24 protein-coding genes are annotated in these 19,718 nt (G+C 40.6%); 4 read left to right on the plus strand and 20 right to left on the minus strand.

Annotation, left to right across the window (positions count from 1 at the left end; all coding sequences use genetic code 11):
* The 20 genes from NI461_RS12540 to NI461_RS12635 all read right to left on the minus strand — a co-directional run.
* Positions 1–398: phage major tail tube protein (locus NI461_RS12540; RefSeq protein ID WP_253157447.1), on the minus strand; the 398-nt coding region annotated here is incomplete at its 3' end.
* An 11-nt stretch (positions 399–409) separates the two neighbouring features.
* A complete protein-coding gene (locus tag NI461_RS12545; protein WP_253157449.1) occupies positions 410–1,579 on the minus strand; it encodes a phage tail sheath protein in 1,170 nt (389 codons plus the stop codon).
* A gap of 106 nt (positions 1,580–1,685) precedes the next feature.
* Entirely contained in the window at positions 1,686–1,970 is a 285-nt protein-coding gene (locus NI461_RS12550; RefSeq protein WP_253157451.1) for a phage tail protein, read from the minus strand.
* Between the two features lie 10 nt (positions 1,971–1,980).
* Positions 1,981–3,366 carry a phage tail protein gene (locus NI461_RS12555; protein ID WP_253157453.1) on the minus strand — a complete coding sequence of 462 codons (1,386 nt, stop codon included), beginning with the start codon at positions 3,364–3,366 and terminating at the stop codon, positions 1,981–1,983.
* Positions 3,367–3,385: 19 nt separating this feature from the next.
* On the minus strand, positions 3,386–4,510 hold the full coding sequence (locus tag NI461_RS12560; protein WP_253157455.1) for a hypothetical protein: 1,125 nt from the start codon (positions 4,508–4,510) through the stop codon (positions 3,386–3,388).
* Positions 4,511–4,512: 2 nt separating this feature from the next.
* Positions 4,513–6,501 (minus strand): hypothetical protein, encoded by a 1,989-nt coding sequence (locus NI461_RS12565; protein ID WP_253157457.1) that lies wholly within the window; start codon positions 6,499–6,501, stop codon positions 4,513–4,515.
* A complete protein-coding gene (locus NI461_RS12570; RefSeq protein WP_253157459.1) occupies positions 6,501–7,100 on the minus strand; it encodes a phage tail protein I in 600 nt (199 codons plus the stop codon). The genes NI461_RS12565 and NI461_RS12570 overlap by 1 nt, the downstream gene beginning before the upstream one ends.
* Positions 7,097–8,011, minus strand: a complete 915-nt coding sequence (locus NI461_RS12575) for a baseplate J/gp47 family protein (RefSeq protein WP_253157461.1) — start codon at positions 8,009–8,011, stop codon at positions 7,097–7,099. Before NI461_RS12575 ends, NI461_RS12570 begins: the two co-directional genes overlap by 4 nt.
* An 11-nt stretch (positions 8,012–8,022) precedes the next feature.
* Complete coding sequence (locus NI461_RS12580) at positions 8,023–8,370, minus strand: GPW/gp25 family protein (RefSeq protein ID WP_253157471.1); 348 nt, start codon at positions 8,368–8,370, stop codon at positions 8,023–8,025.
* Positions 8,367–9,017, minus strand: coding sequence for a phage baseplate assembly protein V (locus tag NI461_RS12585; RefSeq protein ID WP_253157473.1), 651 nt, complete (start codon positions 9,015–9,017; stop codon positions 8,367–8,369). The genes NI461_RS12580 and NI461_RS12585 overlap by 4 nt, the downstream gene beginning before the upstream one ends.
* A 78-nt stretch (positions 9,018–9,095) precedes the next feature.
* Complete coding sequence (locus NI461_RS12590) at positions 9,096–9,545, minus strand: phage virion morphogenesis protein (RefSeq protein WP_253157474.1); 450 nt, start codon at positions 9,543–9,545, stop codon at positions 9,096–9,098.
* Positions 9,542–10,069 (minus strand): phage tail protein, encoded by a 528-nt coding sequence (locus tag NI461_RS12595; RefSeq protein ID WP_253157475.1) that lies wholly within the window; start codon positions 10,067–10,069, stop codon positions 9,542–9,544. Before NI461_RS12595 ends, NI461_RS12590 begins: the two co-directional genes overlap by 4 nt.
* Complete coding sequence (locus NI461_RS12600; RefSeq protein WP_253157476.1) at positions 10,066–10,923, minus strand: N-acetylmuramidase family protein; 858 nt, start codon at positions 10,921–10,923, stop codon at positions 10,066–10,068. The genes NI461_RS12595 and NI461_RS12600 overlap by 4 nt, the downstream gene beginning before the upstream one ends.
* Positions 10,920–11,213: a phage holin family protein gene (locus NI461_RS12605; RefSeq protein WP_253157477.1), complete on the minus strand. Its 294-nt coding sequence runs from the start codon at positions 11,211–11,213 to the stop codon at positions 10,920–10,922. Before NI461_RS12605 ends, NI461_RS12600 begins: the two co-directional genes overlap by 4 nt.
* Complete coding sequence (locus NI461_RS12610) at positions 11,210–11,602, minus strand: putative holin (RefSeq protein ID WP_005146654.1); 393 nt, start codon at positions 11,600–11,602, stop codon at positions 11,210–11,212. The genes NI461_RS12605 and NI461_RS12610 overlap by 4 nt, the downstream gene beginning before the upstream one ends.
* 10 nt (positions 11,603–11,612) lie before the next feature.
* Positions 11,613–11,822 (minus strand): tail protein X, encoded by a 210-nt coding sequence (locus tag NI461_RS12615; protein WP_005267282.1) that lies wholly within the window; start codon positions 11,820–11,822, stop codon positions 11,613–11,615.
* Positions 11,823–12,287, minus strand: coding sequence for a head completion/stabilization protein (locus NI461_RS12620; protein WP_253157478.1), 465 nt, complete (start codon positions 12,285–12,287; stop codon positions 11,823–11,825). It lies immediately after the preceding gene.
* A 103-nt stretch (positions 12,288–12,390) separates the two neighbouring features.
* Positions 12,391–13,137, minus strand: coding sequence for a phage terminase small subunit (gpM, locus tag NI461_RS12625; RefSeq protein ID WP_253157479.1), 747 nt, complete (start codon positions 13,135–13,137; stop codon positions 12,391–12,393).
* 10 nt (positions 13,138–13,147) lie between these two features.
* On the minus strand, positions 13,148–14,137 hold the full coding sequence (locus NI461_RS12630) for a phage major capsid protein, P2 family (protein WP_253157480.1): 990 nt from the start codon (positions 14,135–14,137) through the stop codon (positions 13,148–13,150).
* Between the two features lie 52 nt (positions 14,138–14,189).
* Positions 14,190–15,023 carry a GPO family capsid scaffolding protein gene (locus NI461_RS12635; RefSeq protein ID WP_253157481.1) on the minus strand — a complete coding sequence of 278 codons (834 nt, stop codon included), beginning with the start codon at positions 15,021–15,023 and terminating at the stop codon, positions 14,190–14,192.
* Positions 15,024–15,160: 137 nt separating this feature from the next.
* Between NI461_RS12635 and NI461_RS12640 the strand changes: the two genes are divergently transcribed.
* From NI461_RS12640 to NI461_RS12655, 4 genes are all read left to right on the plus strand, one after another.
* Positions 15,161–16,969 (plus strand): terminase family protein, encoded by a 1,809-nt coding sequence (locus tag NI461_RS12640; RefSeq protein ID WP_253157483.1) that lies wholly within the window; start codon positions 15,161–15,163, stop codon positions 16,967–16,969.
* Positions 16,969–17,961 (plus strand): phage portal protein, encoded by a 993-nt coding sequence (locus tag NI461_RS12645; protein WP_253157485.1) that lies wholly within the window; start codon positions 16,969–16,971, stop codon positions 17,959–17,961. Before NI461_RS12640 ends, NI461_RS12645 begins: the two co-directional genes overlap by 1 nt.
* 2 nt (positions 17,962–17,963) lie before the next feature.
* Positions 17,964–18,470 carry a hypothetical protein gene (locus NI461_RS12650; protein ID WP_253157487.1) on the plus strand — a complete coding sequence of 169 codons (507 nt, stop codon included), beginning with the start codon at positions 17,964–17,966 and terminating at the stop codon, positions 18,468–18,470.
* Positions 18,471–19,199: 729 nt separating this feature from the next.
* Positions 19,200–19,523: a hypothetical protein gene (locus tag NI461_RS12655; RefSeq protein WP_253157489.1), complete on the plus strand. Its 324-nt coding sequence runs from the start codon at positions 19,200–19,202 to the stop codon at positions 19,521–19,523.
* Positions 19,524–19,718: the final 195 nt, after the last annotated feature.

Here is a 19,718-nt window from a genome sequence, read left to right on the forward strand (position 1 = left end):
ACACAGTTGGTCACGACTTTATGTTCAGTGTCTTCACCTGGTTCAGAATCACCGCCATCAATTTCTTCATGACGACCACGAACCACGACTTCAACTGCATCGACTTCACCAGTGTCATCACGCTGATAAGCACCAGTAAAACGCATGTACACGCCATCGATCTTTTCCATACCGTACTGGCGTAATGTGAGCAGGTCTAAACCACCGAATGTGGATTCAAGCACCAAGCCATCATCAGACATACCCATGTCTGTTTTGACTGTGCCATTCATACCGCCACCACGGTAATCTTCAGTTTTACGACCTAATTTTGGTAAAACCACGGTTTTGATTTCACCTAAATAACTTTCACCTTCATTGAAAAGGTTCATGTTCTTGAGTTTGCTAGGTAATCCCATGCGTTAATTCCTTATGCTGTAATCGAAGCAGCGAAATCAGCCAAATAGCTGTCTGTAATGCGCTGACGGAAACGAAGATCTTCAAGCGGTGGCACTGGCGTATAGTCATAGTCAATATTGAGCTGACCATCTTTCAGCGTTTCTTTGCTGTTTGATTCAGGGTCATACCAAGAGTCACCACCCATGAGATAACCAAGGCGCGTCCATTCACGCTGTTTGGACTTAATACCTTCGATCATGTCTGTGACCAATGAAGGGTGCATTGGTTTATCGATTGCCCACATATGTGCTTCAGCAATCGTATCTGCCATGATTTGTGCAGTACGTGTGTAGTTCTCGAATGGGAATAAAGGATCGTCTGAACAAGTACGTGAGCCCCAGAAACGGAAGCCATCTTGCTGAATGAGCGTGGTGATTTGATTGCTGTTGAGATATCCGGCATCCGTTGCAGGGTCTTGCAGATCCCAAGTCACATCGGCATCAATGCCAGTGACACCTTGAACAGCCACGTTGGACAGTGTTTTGTGCCAGCCAATTTCATTGTCGATCTTGGCACGTAAGCCCATTGCACATGCCACCGCTGGAACGGTTTCGGTCTGTGCTGTATCGACATTGAATGCCACAAAGTTTGGCCAGATGATCATGAGTTCACGCGATCCAAATGCATCACGATACGCCACGACTTCTTCTTTGGTTTGACATCCCCATGCATAGGCATAAGCAAAGGCACGCAGTTTCGGTGCAATGGCAGCAAGTTCAGTGGCTACAGGTTGAGTATCCAGACCAGGTGCGCCAATGATACGTGGCTGAACACCTAACTTGGTTTTGGCTGTGAGTAGTGCTTTTAAGCCGGTGTATTTACCTTGAGCCGTTACGGTACCCACGACATTGGCAGTCTGTGCAGCTTCTTCTTCAGCTGTTGCCACACGAACCACCACACAAAGTGAATTGGTTTGATTGGCCATGGCCTGCAATGCGGTTTTTAAGGTGCCTTGTGTGCCAGCTTTGGCCACTGCAGCTTGAATGTTGGTGAGTAGTACTGGTGTATCCAATGGGAATACAAGTGGATCTGCATCTTCTGCAGTCGCAACTAAGCCCTGAACAGCAGTTGCAATGGTTCGGATTGGTCGTGTGCCTTCATTAATTTCTAAGACACGCAGACCGTGGTGATAATCTGCCATAAAAAAAGCCTGTTATTGGAGGTTTTAATTCAATAGACAGGCTTGCATTAGTTTAAGGCAGTGTTAAGTTTTGGAAATTGTGAAACTAGGTTTATACAATTCCCAACTATTTGGCGTTAATCAAAGACATGACATCTGGGTTTTGTGCCAAAAACTCAGCCAATTTTTCTTCTGGTGTCACGCTTTGCTGAACTTCAGGCTTTTGGATTAGTTCCCACTTGAAGCCATTCCAACGTGGCCATTGATCATCTGGCCACGTCGATGGTGGTGCAGTTTCAACACAACCTGCAGGGATGGCAAATACTCCTGGCTCGAGTGGCGATTCATCTGCCACTGTTTCACCGACAAACAGACCAGAATAATTGGTTTGATACACTGTCATCTGATTCATGATCTATTCCTTAATAGCGGATGCATGCAAGTAATGCGATGTTACGTGGACGGTTTTCATTGCCGACTGTACCAGCTGGGTTTGGGTTCTGATCTAGGTATTCGGTACCATCATTTGTAAAATATAAATAGTTATCCCAATCGAGACCACCCTTTGTACCCATATACCCTCGATTTGATGAATTTCCGAAAATCCATCCACCAGTGGCTTCACCAAAGCTCAAATGTTTATGCTTAAGTACTTGTTGAGTCTGTTTACTGCCTACCACACGACCAGCATCAATACCACGACCATCATCGGCAAAACGTGGAAATTCACCACGTGCATCAGGCACGTTAAATGTATTTACACCATCACCTGCACCATAATATGTACCAATTGCTGCAAATAAATCGGCATAAGCAGTACGCGAATATGCTGCACCATTACATTTTAATAAACGATAGCCGGTCGGTATGTTTTTTGCAGCCAACATAATGACAGTACCAGGTGGACAGTCATTAAATTTGGCTTCATCTGCACTCATGACGCCCAAGTTTTGACGTGCCAATGGTTTATTCAGTACATCTGATAAGTTGTTTTTCTGTGCCAATGGGTAGGGTGCAGCACCTAGCGGTTCATTCTGCACGATCAGGATTTTTGCACCAGGATAAGTTTTGCCTAAAGTGATACGTGTCGCTGATGTGGCACGCCAACCATCTGCACCAGTCTTATTGGTAATACGGTCGCCATTGATATAAACCGCTGCACCAGTGGTGGTTGTTTCACTCAGATCCACAATGAGTTGATCCGCCACCAGTGACTGTTCCTCTTCAATGGTGTTGACGAATACTTCTGCAGATCCAGCATCTGCCCATTCAGTGTCACCATCGGCATTGGATTTTTTCTTCAGCACTTGACCATTTGTACCGCCTGGAAACATATTGGCTGGTGTGAGTGTATTCAGGATCCATTGGTGCGTGGCAATGATCACGTTCGGGTCAAAGTTTAGTTCAAGTACTTCAGGGTTTGAAATCACGAATGGAATTCGATAAACCGAATCTTGTGTGACACCTTCTGCCAGTGTGGGCTTATGGACTTCAGGTGTGTTGCCGACCAGTACCATGTTGCCATTGCGGTCAAATAGCGCGATTTCACGAACAACAAAGCCTTCAACCGTGACGGGTATGATCATTTCAGCGGTGTATTTATTTTCATTTTCAGGATCTTGATAAATTCGATTGATAGTTGCACGGTATTTTTCTCGAATTAGCTGAATCATTGATTCATTCGGAATCATTGCATTACCACCGCCATCACCAACTGCAAAGTGGGTGATTTCAATGGTACGTTGTTGGCTGACCGCTTGTGATACAAGGGCAAGGCCAGTGGCTGTGTAGATTGTTTTATAAGCCATTCCAAATACTCCAAAATTCTTAACCATTCATTAATGATAAAACTTGTGTGATTTCAGAATCGCTTAATTTACGATTATAAAAAATCGCTTTTGTAATAATTAAGTTTGGCCCTTTACCTGCAGCTGAAGATGTACTTGCAAGTGTTGCTCGACCACCAACAGCCGTGATCTCAGTAGAGTCACTAATGCTGATTAATGCGCTATTATTAATACCAATCGTTGCATTTTGCTTATCAAAAGCAATTGCATAGTTATTTTTCTTACCAAGAACACTTGATCCCGATGCTGTTGCAAGTGTTGACCCATTATTTTGTTTCGTGAGTGTCACAGCTTGCGACATCCCATCAAATGCACGCAATTCGTCAAAAATAAAGCCGTTTGAAGCAGTTGCTGTGAATACTTGGAACGCTTGAAAACGATGCGTTACTGAACCTTGTGTTTCAAAATCGCCATCTAACTGATGTGTTTCTAGAATGATTGTTCCTTGCGATCCAATCATTTTGCCTGCTTGGACTTGGTTTAAGTTGATAATGTCTCGGTCAGTTGCAACTGCTGCATTAGTTGTAATGATGCGGGTCGGTTCAATTGCAGCAGTACCGTCAATTTGAGCTAATTCAATATATGATAACGATCCTGTAATTGTTGCTGTTACAGTAGCTGACGCAATGTTCCCACCAATAATATGTGTGTAAGTCAAGGGACTGTTTTCCGTGACCTCGCCACTGATTGCGCCAGATAGCGTCATTTTTCCCGAACCAACAACACGACCAACCCACTTTGATCCGACATTTAGTGCAAAAGTAACAGTCTGCGTAGCTGGAGATGCTGAATTTAGCAATTCATTTCGCTTAATTGAGCCACTTAACAAACCTTTTTTGGCTACTCGATCAACGTAATGCAAACGCGGTGTATTAATTGCTGCTGTAGCATAACTACCATCGGTTTTTTTATAACCACCAATGCTATTACGCACAACAGATATAACCTCATTAAGACTTAATGCCTCTTCTTGCCCATTGGTTTTAACCAGATAATTTTCAGTGTTAAAGTCAAAAAAACCAGAGTAATCATAAGGAATACTTTGTAGAAAAACATTACCGAGGTGTCTAGTTGCTGCAACATTTGATTTAATAATTACTGACATTTTTAAACTCCATAGTTTGTAAAATTTGTTTGTGTAACGTGCGCTTGCCAATTCGGGCTTGTAAATTCATCAGTTGTGTAAAAGACTTTCAAAGAGATTTTATCGCCTTCAAAAACTGGCAAGAATGTTGACTTATAAATATCAACACCTTCTGTAAATAAATTTGTGTTAAACGAAAAATCAGTAAAATTCTTCGCAACACCGACTAGCAGTTTGTCAGCAGTCGCATTTGACTCAAGATGTAGCAGCATCACTTGAGCATCACCAACCCACTTAACTTCTAAGTGCCACGGGCGCAGTTCGTTATATTGTCGTAAATATTCAACTTCTGACCAATTTTCCATGTCATACGATGTTTGATGTTGAATCGCATGATAATTGCCATCCGCTTTGTACATTCCAACCGTATACAGATGAAATAATCCAGTCTTGGGATCAAAAATAATGCTCGGTGATAACATCGAGTTTTGTAAGCGAGTTCGAATTGGATGAAGTTGCTTGATCTCAGACCATTCGCTGCCATTTTTTGTTGTGCGATATAGGATTTGATCATCAATATCAACACTTGTACGACGCAATGACTTACGCCAATAAATAACCAGTTCCCCGCGCATAGGATTGTATGTCATACCATTATCTGACAAGTGACCACTGATATATTCCGTCCCTGCTGTGCTTGGATCTACGTCAATTGGCATAGGCACCCCACCGCCGATAAGATGCCAATCTTTTAGTTCATCATCATTAGACCCATACATCCAAGGAATTTCATAATCCTCGACGGATGATGTATAAGGTGTAATGCAGCACCAATACTTATAGCCATGAAATGGGGCATCAAAGCGAATGAGATAAGGGTGGCAAACTCCGATACTTTCCGACCAGCGATTACCATTAAATCCAGCAATGTGAATTTGCTCTGTTGAAACCGGTAAAACCAGGTTGTTTTGCCATGTTTGACCTAATTTAAATGGTTGCGGCAATAATGGATAAGGAATCGGCGCTGTTTCAAGATTGTTTACAGTGCGATTATTTACAAAGTTCATTGCATCAATAGTGTAAAAATCATGAATTGTTTTTTTAGAATCAGTTTTTGCTTTCTGATTCAGAAAAGCATCTTGCACTGATTCAGCCATGCCCGCCAAATGCAATTTTGATTCCTGATCAAAATAAGCAATCACGTTTTGATCTTTGTCCAAGATCATATGACTTGCTGAATTTTCATCTGTTTGAGTGCTTTCTTTAAGTGTCGATATTTCTTGCTGAACTGGTTTATCAAGCCCTGTCAAAACAAGCGAACCATCTTCTTTGATTGCAGCAACTACGTTTTCATTTGCATCGATGAAAGTATGAGTATCCAGTCCTGAATTACTATCTAAGCTTTTGGTCTTTGAGCTTATTTCATCTACAGCACTTGCAATCTCAGTTTTGGCAAACAATTTTATTTCATCTGCTTTTTTATCTAACTTCTTGATTTCTTGCTGGACTGGCAAATCCAAACCGATCAATACAAGATCACCATCAACATTAAGGTAAGCAACAATGTTTTCGTTTGCATCTACAAAAATATGTGTAGATCCCTTTGAATCGACACTTCTCAGTTTATCATTCAATTCTCTTGTTTTTTCATTAGTATAAGATCTAGATTTTTCATATGGATCAAATGAGCTCTTAGCTAAAATTGATCCATTCCATCTGTTATTACCAACTCCCCAAGACCCAGAACCTGAATTGTTTTCTTCACCAATTACAACTGTACAGTTCAATGGCAAATTCGCTTTAGCAGCATTAAACTCAGCATAAGTACCAAACTCAAAGACACCCTGAACAATTTCAGATTTATTTGCTTTTTCCTGATTTAAAAATTCAGTTCGATCGGCAAGGGCAATGGCTTGTTCGTTTAGGTTGCCATTGACACCACCACGCGCAAGTTCATGTGTTTCGAGCAAACGGACTTCTGACCATTTTTTTTGACCTTGAATATTTGGCATTACATATCTACTCCATTCAATTTTTTTGTACCGTCTAATAACCACGTCCCATCTAGGTAAAGTCCACCTGCAGCTTTAACAAACTCAGATTCATGGCCAGCTTGAGTCATGGCGTTGACTTGTAAATTTGAAGGGCTTTCCAACATGACAGTGGTATCAACTAAGTGCGAACGTAAGTTTTTATATGCACGAACGACTTTAAATAATTCTTTGTAATCTGTGACAGATACGCTGTCTTGGCTCGTTTGAATATAAAGTTTGAATGTATATGGCTTGCCGACCGGCACCATGTTGAACCATTCCTGGACAATCACTGGAAAGCCTAAAGAGTTCAAAGCGACTTCAAGTGATTCAACTGTTCCTTTGATTGAATGGTTATATAGTGAGGTCTTAATCACTTGACGTTTCTGTGCATCCGACCAGTTTTTATTCCACACATCAACAGAACGTTCCCATGCTAACCAAGGTAAAACCTCAACTGGCGCATTCATGGGGTCATTGAAACTGCGAATATTGATTTCAACATTTGAAACACGTGCAAATGACGCTTCAAAATTCTGTTCAAACTTGGTTGAGTTTGGGGGCAAAAGCTTATTCATACAGTTGCCCTCACAATATTGATACCAGTGCAGAAAGCCACTTGGCCAATGGAGGTATCGATATTACCTGCAGGTGAAATCAGATTGACTCGACTGACACCAGGCTGATGCAATGCTTGATAAATCCCTGACAATGAAATGCCGTCATTAAATGAATGGCTTTTTTTCGTATATTCTTGAGCTGCCTTATAACAACTGTCTAAGACAATATTTTCATCTGGACCTTCATCAATAAAGATCTCAGCATCAATGCTGTAATTTAAAATTGATGCTGAATAAATGATGGGTTTATCTGTTAAAGGTCGTACTGATTTAGCATTTAAAGCAGCACTGACAACATTAAGTAAGTCTTCTGGAGCAGTACCATCACTTTCATTTGAAAGAACATAAATATTGCAAATACCAGTTGGATTTCCAGTTTCATCTAAAGGGGCATAAGGGTAAATATCTTTGACACGTGGGTCAGCATTTAAGCCATGAAAAATATATGAACCTTCACTGCCAGCTGTGGTCTGGCCTTCAGGTGCCAATTGCACACGTTTACGCAAAGAATCGTTAGACTCTTTCACTTCAGGTGAATTTTCTGTTGCTGGGCTGATGATTCGACGTTGTAAATTTCGTTCAGCTGCTTTGTGATCCAGATCATTGTCTTTTGCAAATGCCAGCAGTACTGCCAATGCTTGTTCATTAGATTCTTTACGGACCAACATTTCACGATAAGCAAAAGCTTCAGCCAGTTTCATGGCTGGATCTGACTCAAGATAACGTGGAAAATTTGGCTGAACGTCTTCCATACGCTGATAAAAGTCTTCAAGACCTTCTTTTAAAATGGTCTCAAAATCAATCTGACGCACCACATCAGGTGGATTCAGCTGTGATAAATCAATTGCGGTTAAATTTGAATTTGCCATTTACTGATCACTTATAAAGTTGCACCAAGATCCAATGGGATTTTTAAAGATTGGTTTTGATTGTTTGAAGTCATGGTGAGGTCTAAATCAATAACATGACGACCACCTTCAGATTCATATAAAGAAATTGAATTGGGCATGACACGTGGTTCCCACTGCAAAATGGCATTTGCTGTGGCAGCTTTGAGCTGTAATGCAGTAATTTCGTTAAATGGTGCATCAACTAATTGAGGAATTAGCGAACCATATTCACGACGCATGACACGTGAACCAATAGGGGTGGTCAAAATATCGTGGATAGACTGACGGATTTGATCTAATTCATCGGCAACCATTGCGCCTTGATCACGTGACATCATGGAATTGGTCCTCCAGAAGTTCCAGAACCAGGTTGAACACCTGATGTTTTATGGTTTTTCAGACTAATATCCCCAGCGGTGACATCATCTTCAGTGCTGAAATGACCTGATGAGTGACTGGATCCTTGAACCAACTGACTGCCACCCACGGTGTGATTGCCACTGATGACTGTGCTGCCGTTGGTTGTTTGATTGCCGTTTAAAGTTAAATCACCATTGATGGTGGTATTTCCGTTCACAGTGACACCACCATCTGCGGTCAAAACTGCAGTACCGCCACTGGGTAAAATTGCAGACAGATGATGGGCTGATACGTCATAAGCAATGACACAACCATCGGCAAACATACGGATTTTTTGATTAAGATCGTCGGATGGTGCAGGGTGGTCGTCGTTATAAAATCCGTACAAGACAAAACTTGTTGGACCGATTTCACCGCATGGCGATACCACAACACATTCTTCAGACTCAGATGGCATATCCCATGTGGTATCAGCACCTGAACGGACATTCAGACAGCGAATTTCAGGCGTGTCGATATCGCCAAGATTGACAATGACTCGGGCAATTGGTTTAGACGGATTGATGGTCTTGATGGTTCCAAAGCGAATTAGATTTTCAAGACGACGATTAAGGTCAGCACTCATGCCAACACTTTGCTGTATAGGTTTCTACATTTCAGCTGAGTAAAGTTGTATAAACCCATTTTCACAAGATGAAAGAATTTAAAGTTTGATATGTTTTAGAAATGAGTCTTCAACCAATTTAATTTCTTGATCTGTAAAACCAAGTAATTCACGTTTTGGATAGACCACATCCGGTGCACCTTTTTCTGCACGATCTTTTAAACCTTCCTGGTGAACACGTGCAATTCGAGCGACACGACCGACAAAGCCAATGGCAATAGAATCAGCAGTACTGAGTACTTTTAAATTGCTGGTGTTCTTTAATTTGGTGAACATTTTTCTTTTGATTTTACCCTTTTGTTCACGTAGGCGTTTACGTCGTGGCGTATAACTTGAACCATCTGGATTTTTCTGTTCAGAAATACGCTTGCCCTGACTTTTTCTTAAATCACGACCAATTTGCTTGGCAAGTCTTGCACGCTCACCTACCGACAGCCGTTCTAATAACGGCTGAAGATAATTGGCCAAGTCAAGCACATTGCTACTCATGGATTTTTACCTGGTGGTGTAAATGCCATTGACCAACCTTCTTTTTCAGGTGTGGTCCATGATGCCAATTCATGACCAGATGAATCGGTCAGTATGACGTTTGTAGGTTTTTCAAATGGTGTGTATTGCGGTTCAGCTGGATAACTGAGTTCAAGTTTTCCTTCTGCATTCTTTTTCACAACGACACGTTCAGTCAGTGGGATTTGGAAGTTGATATCGTATTTGCTGTTATCAATGAGTTCTGCTTCAAATGTTATGGCTTGTTTGCCTTTTTCATGATTGGCCATGAGCTCAGATTGATGTTCTGCAATCCATGTGAACAGCACAACACCGATCACATCAATATCACCAGCATAATCTGTGATGATGACATCAAGCGTATATGACTGCTCAAAACTAAAGCCACCTGACATTGTGCTTCGCAGGCTGCCTTGATTCGCAAAAATCAGTAAGCGATCCTGATCTGGGCTTAGATCAGGAATCGACTTGAGCAAATATTCTCTTAAATGATTTGGCTTTTTCATGCTGCTTTAGCACTCTTATAGTTGGGATCGAGGCGATTCATCACACGTAAAAACTTGCTGTCATAGCCTAGTTTTTTATAGTTTTTACCGTTGTATAGGGTAAAAACTACATGCCAATTTTCTTGACGAAATGCATCGATCAGCTTCCAGCGTTTGTCATCCACTTCACCAGACTTGGTTTCACAGTAACGAAGGAAGGCTTCAAACTGCAGGCTTTCACTTTGTTCATGTTGAGCCACAAAATCTTGCACAGATTTATAGCCAAGGTCTTTCCAGTTTTCACCCATCAGCTGAAAACGTCCCCATGATGCGGACTGCAATGCACATGATTCATCAAGATGTTTGGCTTGACTTAAACGTGTGTACTCAGCCGATCCACCGTGATAACCACCTGTTTTGGTGTTCACAATATTTGGATGTTTGGCCATCAAAGCATTGGCTTTGGTTTTGCCAAATTTCTGATTCAAATAGAAATACATGCGATGACGTTCAAATAAGATTTTCGGCTTGCCATTTGCCAAATAACCTTCACCCATGGTTTCAACTTCAGCAATCGCTTTGATCACAATGACCGGTACACCTAGACGTTTAGCACCTGCGATCAAGTCACTTTCTTTTAGAAGTTTGCTGGTGTCTTCACCGCGCAGTGCTTTTAATGTGTAATCACCAACTAAACCATCCACTTTCAAGTTTTTTAATTTCTGAAATTGAATGACGGCATATTCAGTATTTTCGCCAAAGTCACCATCAGCAGATAAAGGCTTTTTATTTTTTCCTGTCATGCCGGCTTTAGTAAGCAATTTTTGCAATTCAATGACGGCAAGACCTTTGGAACCGATTTTTAAAATACTCATGGCGTACTCCGTAACATTGAAATAACATTACCTTTACTGCGAAAAATAAAGATCAAGAGGAATACAGCAAGGATGGCATCCCATACCGTGACTGGATCCTTAATGAAAATGATGTGAATGCTTTGTGCCAAGAATGCACCAATCAAGACAGTTGCGAATAATCGCAATGAACAAGACTGCAGATGAAGGCGATCAAAGCATAAAATACGGAATGCACATGCCACATAACACAGCACGGCAATGATTGAAAAAATAGTTTGCGCCAATGGCGACAACATGAGTTGCATCATTTTTTATTCTCCTTTCCAAAGGTGTTGGATAGGGCCGAAAAGAATTTTGATGTTGTGGTGAAAATTTCATGCAAGGTGGATTTATTTACCCATGTCATGACTTTGACCAATACCGGTAAAGCAAACATACTGGTGAAACAAGCGATCACCGTGTGACTGTTTATACCTGTACGATTTGAAATTTCAGGTGCTAAGGCATAGCCCAGGGCAACGGATAACATGAGCGAAAAAATACGTTTTCCATAGCTCAGTGATTCTTGGGTAAATGCTAAAAATGCTGCACCAATTACGGCACCAAACAGTGCATCACCATTCACGAATGGAAGGAGTGATACCAATCCTGCAGAAGCGGTAATTGCGACAGTGGTTGATGTGGTTGGTTCAGCCATATTCTTGTTCTCAGTCCCAAAGCTGAATGCTTTGCGTTTTATTTTGTTGGGTTTGAATTTCTGGTAACTGAACCTTGGTACCCATCGGAAGAAATGGACCAAATGCAGACAGATGTGGATTGGCTTCAAGTACTGCTTCGACCACGCCAGATGAACGTCCATAATTGCGCCAACAAATAGCATCAACAGTGTCATCTTGAAGGGCATAAACAGTTTTCATTTAGACCAGCTCCACATTCAAACGACGAATTTTTTTTAAATCACGAATGGCAAAGCGCAGATCTCGACGGTAGTCGTCAATGGTTGGTGTCAATTCATCAGCTTTTTGGCCACCATTATTTGTAGTGTCATAGGCGCGATATTGTTCATTCAGTTCAGCACCAACAGCTGCAGCAACGGCACGGAAATATAAAACTTCAGTAATCGGTTTTGTCGTGGTACCTGAAGTAATGGTTTTTGTGCTGAGTTCAGCAAGTGTGGCTGCTTTTGATGTGAGTGATTCAAGTTGATCATTCACTTCAATAATGGCTGATTCAATTGCAGGGATTAAACGCGCATTGGTGACACTGCTATCAAAGCGCAATTTTTCACGAATGGCTTTTGAAGAAATTTCAGGAAAGAATTCTTCACTGGTGATGACAACATCTTCATTGTTGCGGTTGCCGTTTGCAATTAGTCCGGTCATTGTCATTCTCAATTAGTTGAGGGGTGGAGAATTGAGTTTGTAATTACACATAAAAATGTCATTACATCGTCAATTCTGCCCCTCGGTTGGCGCGGGGCACTCGTTACGTCGGATGAAACATCAAGTTGCCTTGATCATCGACGACCTGTGAACCATCTGCATTCAGCATGGGTTCAGGTGAATTTTGTAATTGTTCTTTGTAGAGCTTTTCAGCTTTTTTAAGATCCGTTTTACCGCCACAGTTTTCATTTTTGGCAATCGCCATTTTGATAAATGCTACTGCTTCGGATCCACGGTCTAACTGCAAGAAAGTACGACCAATTGCCAGATATAATTTGGCACGGATCTGGTCGTGCATATCATGGTTGGCAGTCAGTTGATTCGCTTTTTCCAGAACATCAAGTTTGAATACTTGGCCATCCTGATAGGTTTTGTGAGCAGCATTGCCAATTTCTTCAGCAACAATACTTGCAGTACTGCGACTAAATGAATCAGGCATTTTTAAGTTCTGTTCTAAAGCATATTCAGCAAGGATTAATCCTTGATTGAACAAGCCACAGTCAAAGCACCACAGCATGATGGTGGTGATCACTTCATCCTGTTCAACTTTTGCGCCTGACTGAACGACACCCAACACATAAGGCATGTGCTTTGGAATCAATTCTTTTTTTGCTTCAGCGCGTTTGTCTTGAGACTGGATTGAACGTAAAACATGAATGTCATTTTTTAGTTCGGTCAGTTGTAATTGGTAGACGCTTGCGTCTGGACGTACACCACCAAATTCATCAGCCTTGGCAGCTTCTTTTGCTGCCAAAGCCTGAAGGCGATGTCGTCGAGCTGGACTCAACATAAATCACCTATTATTCGATTGTGATGCCTTCAACCAATGCAACTTTTTCGTATGCTTCAATCACATACGCTTCATTTGAAGATTGATAATCTTCAATGCGGTTTTTGCTTGGTTTTTCTTGGATGTAACGACGTTTTGCATCTTTTTGATAGTAGATTGACAGGTTGTCAAAAGACGTGATCAAAAGTGCATTATCAGGGAAGTGTGGTACACGTGCTGCAGGTAAACCACCAATTTGTTTTTGGCTTAATAAAACCTGACCAGCCAATACATTGGTATTGTCAGACGCATCATTCACGATTGGGAAGTTTTTATCAGCCAACAGTGAACGACCACAGATCACGACGAGATCCGTATCATCTTGGTGAACTTCATCAATTAATTCATTGACTGCATCGACCACCAAAGCATCTAGGTTTTTATATGTACCAGCTGCACCCACGGTGACTGTTGACATCACACGATCAGGTGCATTAGTACGAATCTTTTGCAACCAACCAATATTCACGTCTTGCAATTTTGTATTTACAGTACGATCAGTTGTTGCTGCTGCAGATGTACCGTTGAAACCGATCATGATACGGTCCAAAGCAATTGCTTTAGCAACGGCATTAGTCCAACGTTGATGGAAGTCTGCGAAAACTGACCAAGCATCAAGTTTTGCATATGGAATCGCCACATCAAAATCAGTCTGCTTGCATTCGTATTTGTCTGAACCTAAACCAGTCGGATCAGTTGGTGTACGTTCACCATTGCCTGATGTATCAGTACGACCTGCAATTGTTTTATTGACAGATAAACCAATTGCTTCACCTGTTTGAGTATCGACAGGCATGACATTAATTTTTTGAAGAAATTCGCTTGAAGCCTGAATTTTTTCTTCCATTTTTTGAGCTGGTGCAGGTGCTACTGTAAATTGTACCTGTGCAGATTCAACACCGTTCAGTTCAGCAACTTTGGCTAAACTATGATTGAATTTTTTACGTGTATCGTTACGCATTTTTTTCTCGCTTATAAGCAATATTTATAGACTGCTGACAGTATTGAAACTATTAGCACTCAATTTGTTCAGAGAAGTTGCCAGTGTTTTCAGGTGCAGGTGGTGTACCTGGGTTTTCTTCACCTTCTAATTTGGTTTTCAGATCATTGAAGTCTTTTTCCAATTTGGAATGCTTGGTTTTAAGTTCCGAAAACTCAGTTTCGACCGTTTGCAATTTGGTCTGACTTGCACCAAAGGTTTTTGCAATCGCTTCAAGTGAGTCAGATACTTCTTTGAATTGGTCATTATTTTTATTGTCTTGTTGTTCTTGTTGTGGCTTCAACCAACCCAAAACTTTAGAAAACAGTCCTTTTGCTTCTGACTCAGGATCAGAACTGTCTTCAAACTGGAGATCCACTTCTTCAGCAGCAGTAAATAAATTGTCTTTATGCTGTTTTTTTGAAGTGAATGGATTTGCTTCAGGATTCTTAGAAGCAAATTCCATAATCTGTGTGCCTAAGGAAGCAGGCGTATCAGTGAATGCAATACCAACCAAATAAGCTTCATTGGTATCAGCAAAACTTGGATTTACTTCAATAGAATTGAATAATTTTTGTTTTTTACCGTGCAGTTCAATCAGATTGTCGAATGCTTCAAGCTGAGCATATAAACACCATTTTTTTTGGCCGTTAATGTCATCTTCTTGTGCTTTAAGTCCAAGTACTTTTGCATAATTTCCAAATTCAGAACTTGGAGAAATTCCACGAATATGCTCGATATTCGCTAAAGCAGTATAAGTATTTGGGTCATAATTCTTGGCCATTTGTTGAATCCAAGAAGCTTCAATGATGCGACCATCAGTCGTGGCACCAGCGACAGCAACTCGGTAAAATTTGGATTTCTTCATTTCTGAATCCTGTGTCTATGTCGATAGATAAAATCTATTTAAAGTAGTTAGCAGAATCGGAAGAACAGCCAGAACATTCAATCTAAGTGGGTTGTATAAACACTATTTCACAATATCAGTGCAATGAATAAAAACTGATGTGTTGGCTTAATGAGCCAATGGATAATGCACTTAATACCCCGAAAAACGTGACCTTTGATAAACGCCTTCTAGCAAAATTTTTGTATTGGATGGGGTGGCGAATCAGCTCGATTGCAGATCACATCGATGAACCTGATAAAAATGTTCACGCTTGGAAAACACGTGATGAATGGGACAAAGATGCACCAGTGGGTCGAGTCGGTGAAGCCTTAACTGCTCAATTGATCAAACTGATTATTCTTGAGAAAAAAACACCTGGTGATTACAAAGAAATTGATTTGCTCATGCGCCAGCTGGAGCGCATGGCACGAATCGCTAAATATTCTGATGGTGGCAATGAAACCGATCTAAATCCAAAACTAAAAAATAGAAATGCTGGACCACGTAAGCCAAAACAACCAAATGCACTAACTGAAGAACAAGTTGAAAAACTTCTTGAAGACTTTGATGAAGGCTTATTTGAATATCAAAAGGTCTGGTACCGTGCGCGTGAACAACGTAACCGTGCATTATTAAAATCACGTCAGATCGGTGCAACATTCTACTTTGCACGTGAAGCATTGATCAAAGCTGTCACCACTGGTCGAAATCAGATTTTCTTGTCTGCATCGAAAGCGCAGGCACATGGTTTTAAAACATATATCAAAAACTTTGTCATGCAGTCCATTGAAGTGGATCTGCAAGGCGACCCGATTTCAATCACATTGCCATGTGGTAATACCGTTCAGCTGATTTTCTTGGGTACCAATGCAAAAACAGCTCAGTCATACCATGGCGATTTGTATTTTGACGAATTCTTTTGGGTGCATGGCTTTGCGACTTTAAAAAAAGTGGCATCGGCAATGGCTGCCCAAAAACAATATAAAAAGACTTACTTCAGTACACCATCCAGTAAAACCCATGAAGCCTATGCATTCTGGACAGGGGACGCATTTAATAAAGGTCGCAGCAAAGAAAATCGAATTGAGATCGACACCAGTCACGCAAAATTAAGGGACGGTGGTTTATGTGGCGACAAGATGTGGCGACATATTGTCAATATTCAGGATGCTGAACGCCAGGGCTGTGATCTATTCGATATTGAAGAATTGATTGCAGAAAACAGTCCTGAAGAATTCGCCAATTTATATATGTGTGAATTTGTCGATGATGGTCACAGTGTTTTTCCACTGGCCATCGTTCAGCCATGTATGGTCGATTCATGGGAAGTATGGTCCAAAGATTTTAAGCCATTGGCATTGCGTCCATTTGGTAATAAACCAGTTTGGATTGGATACGATCCAGCAGAAAGTGGTGATAGTGCAGGGCTTGTGGTGATTGCACCACCTGAACCTGATTATCCAAAATTCCGACTGCTAGAACATCACCAATTCAAAGGCATGGACTTTGCCAGCCAAGCTCAATACATCAAAAAATTAACGACCAAATATAACGTCAAATATATCGGTTTAGATAAATCAGGTATGGGTACTGGCGTGGCGCAATTGGTCCTTGATTTCTTCCCGAATCTAACGACCTTCAATTATAGCGTCGATGTCAAAACACAATTGGTCATGAAAGCCATGGATGTGATCAATAAAGGACGTTTTGAATTTGATGCCGGATCCACTGACGTTGCAATGTCGATTATGGCAATTCGTAAAACACTAACGGCTTCACAAAGACAAATGACATTTGAAGCATCACGTGCAGAAAACATTGGTCATGCTGATTTGGCTTTTGCCATTTTCCATGCGTTTGCAAATGAACCGTTGACCCTTGATGACCAAACAAAATCTAAAAAATCCTCTATGGAGATTTACTAATGTCCGACAGCAAAGTGCAGGCATTTACATTCGGTGATGCTGAACCGGTGATGAATGGCCGTGACTTATCACAATTTTATGAAACATGGCTGTGTGGCAATTATTACGAACCACATATCAGTATGAATGCTTTGGCAAAATCCTTTAAGGCGATGCCTTATTTATCGACTGCAGTGTTTTATAAAAAGAATCAACTGGTGTCGTCATTCACGCCAAATAAATTGATCAGTTCATCTGAATTTGAACGAATAGCTTTTGACTACTTAGTATTTGGCAATGGCTATTTGCAGCGGATCGACAACCGTTTGAATGAACCACATCACTATGATGGGCTCATGGCCAAGTACACCAGACGCATGAAAAACTCGAATGAATTTTTGCAGCTGCTCAATGGTTTTGAAGAACATATTTTTAAACCTGGTACTGTCTGCCACATCAAAGGCATCGATGTCGATCAGGAAATTTATGGCACGCCTGAATATATCGCTGCACTTCAATCCGTTTGGCTGAATGAATCGGCAACTTTATTCCGTCGCAAGTATTACAACAACGGATCTCATGCCGGTTTCATCTTATACATGACCGATTCAGGCATTGATGACGATGACGTGGAAGGTTTGAAACAGGCCATGAAAGATTCACGTGGTCCAGGTAACTTCCGCAATTTATTCCTTCATGCACCAGGTGGGAAAAAGGATGGTTTACAACTGATTCCAATCAGTGAATTGGCTGCCAAGGATGAATTCTTAAATATTAAAAACGTCACACGTGATGATGTCCTTGCATCCCAAAGAACCCCACCACAATTGCTTGGCATTATTCCAAGTAATGCCGGTGGCTTTGGATCTATCAGTGAAGCGCGTGAAGCCTATTGGTATTCCGAAATTGTTCCACTTCAAAACTTATTCGCCAACACAGTGAACGAATGGGCAGGTGATCAGATCATCCGCTTCAAAGAGTTTCATCAACTTCAATTCAAACAGGAAAAATAAAAATGAATATTGCTTTGGCAATCAAGCATTGGAAATTTATCGTGATGGCTGCTTTGGCCATCGCTTTAGCATTTTCAGTCACCAGCTGCACAAGTAAGTCACATCAAATTGATTTACTCGAATCACAAAAAACTTTAGCCGAAACCCAACGCGATTTGGTTGCATCTCAACATGCCAATGAAGTGCATGAAGTAGAGCAGGCATGGTCACAAGATCTTCTGGAGTCAGAACGAAATGCAAATAAAAACTTACAAGTTGCGCTGGCTGCTGCCAGTGACAGTGCTTTGGCTGTTGACCGGTTGTCAAAGCAGATCAGTGATACCAACAAACGTTTGTCCACAGGTACCCATGAAGCCATCGTTGAATATGGAAAGACCTGCAACTTCGTACTCCAAACAATGGCAGAACGTGGTGGAGCAATCGCAGCAGCAGCTGATGGACACGCAATTGATGCAGAAAAATTAGACCAAGCATGGCCACAGCAAGTGAAGCCAAATAAGCAGAGCTGATCACAGCATTTTCAAGAAAATAAAAGCCCTCCATGTGTGAGGGCTTTTTTTTGGCCAAAATTCCAAAAAATACAAAAGCCGGTTCAAGGCGGGCGGTTGACCCCCCACCTCACCTGCCCAGTAAATGTGTCGAATATTCAACAGATTTGTGACCCTGACTGATGGGTGTCTAAGCCACAGCAGTAGCGGTGCATGACACAGCCGAATGCCAAAAAAACAGTTCTACATAATTCAACAGGGATTCTATGAATGCCTACAACTTGCGATTTATCAAAAGTTCCTTCAACTCAAACAATAATGCTAAAAAAAGGTTAGAAACAGTAAAATGAAAGGTTTTTAATATTTAAGTGTCTGATATTTAATAATTAAAATTCTAACCATGTAAAGGTTAGAAGTGGTTAGAAAAAATTTATAAAAGTTAAAATATTTATATAAAACAATAATATAAAAGGTTAGAACTTCTAACCATTTTTAGAGGTTAGAACTAACCATAATCTAACCAGTTTCTAACCTTTTTAAAATGGTAATTAATTTATATAAATCATATAATTGAATACTATTTTATAATTTTCTAACTTTTCTAACCTCTTTTTTTTCTCACCTGAAATTTTCAAAAACTTCAAAATCACATTAAAAAGCCTTTTCCAAACGTTGGTCATTGCTGTCATATATATGTGTGTGATCTCTACATCTGATATATTTTCTGAACTACATACCAGGTGTGATGCTATGAACTTCAGCGTTTCTGTTATTGAAGAATTTGGTGGCTATGAGAAAGTCATGGAAAAATTAAAGAATCCTTTATTCTGTTTCCTACACAATGTTGCTGCACTTGAAAACCATCTGATTGAGTACCGTAGAGAAAAGAAAATATTCATATCTGGTGATAAGGTTGTTCTAGATAATGATGACCGTAAGATTTATGAAATAGATTTTAAAGATGAAAGACATTGTGCTTTTTTTATGAAATGTGGAAAAGCCTTTTCCTATTCACTTGTACTAAGACACGCTCATAAAATAGAAATAGAAGAAAATATACGGATCTGTATTTGATTTAAAATTCACTGGTACCTTCATTCGTGAGGGTACCAGTGCATGAGTTCAATTCCTGAATAAGAAATCAAACTCATACCGAGTGCATTTTTTGATTTGTTATACAGGAGTTATACGTAAACAGATTTTTATAAGAATTTTATTTAAAAATTAGATATTTAATAGCTGAATTAGGTAGCCGCCACCTCCACCAAA

Source organism: Acinetobacter sp. S4400-12 (assembly GCF_024129495.1).
GTDB lineage: Bacteria > Pseudomonadota > Gammaproteobacteria > Pseudomonadales > Moraxellaceae > Acinetobacter > Acinetobacter lwoffii_C.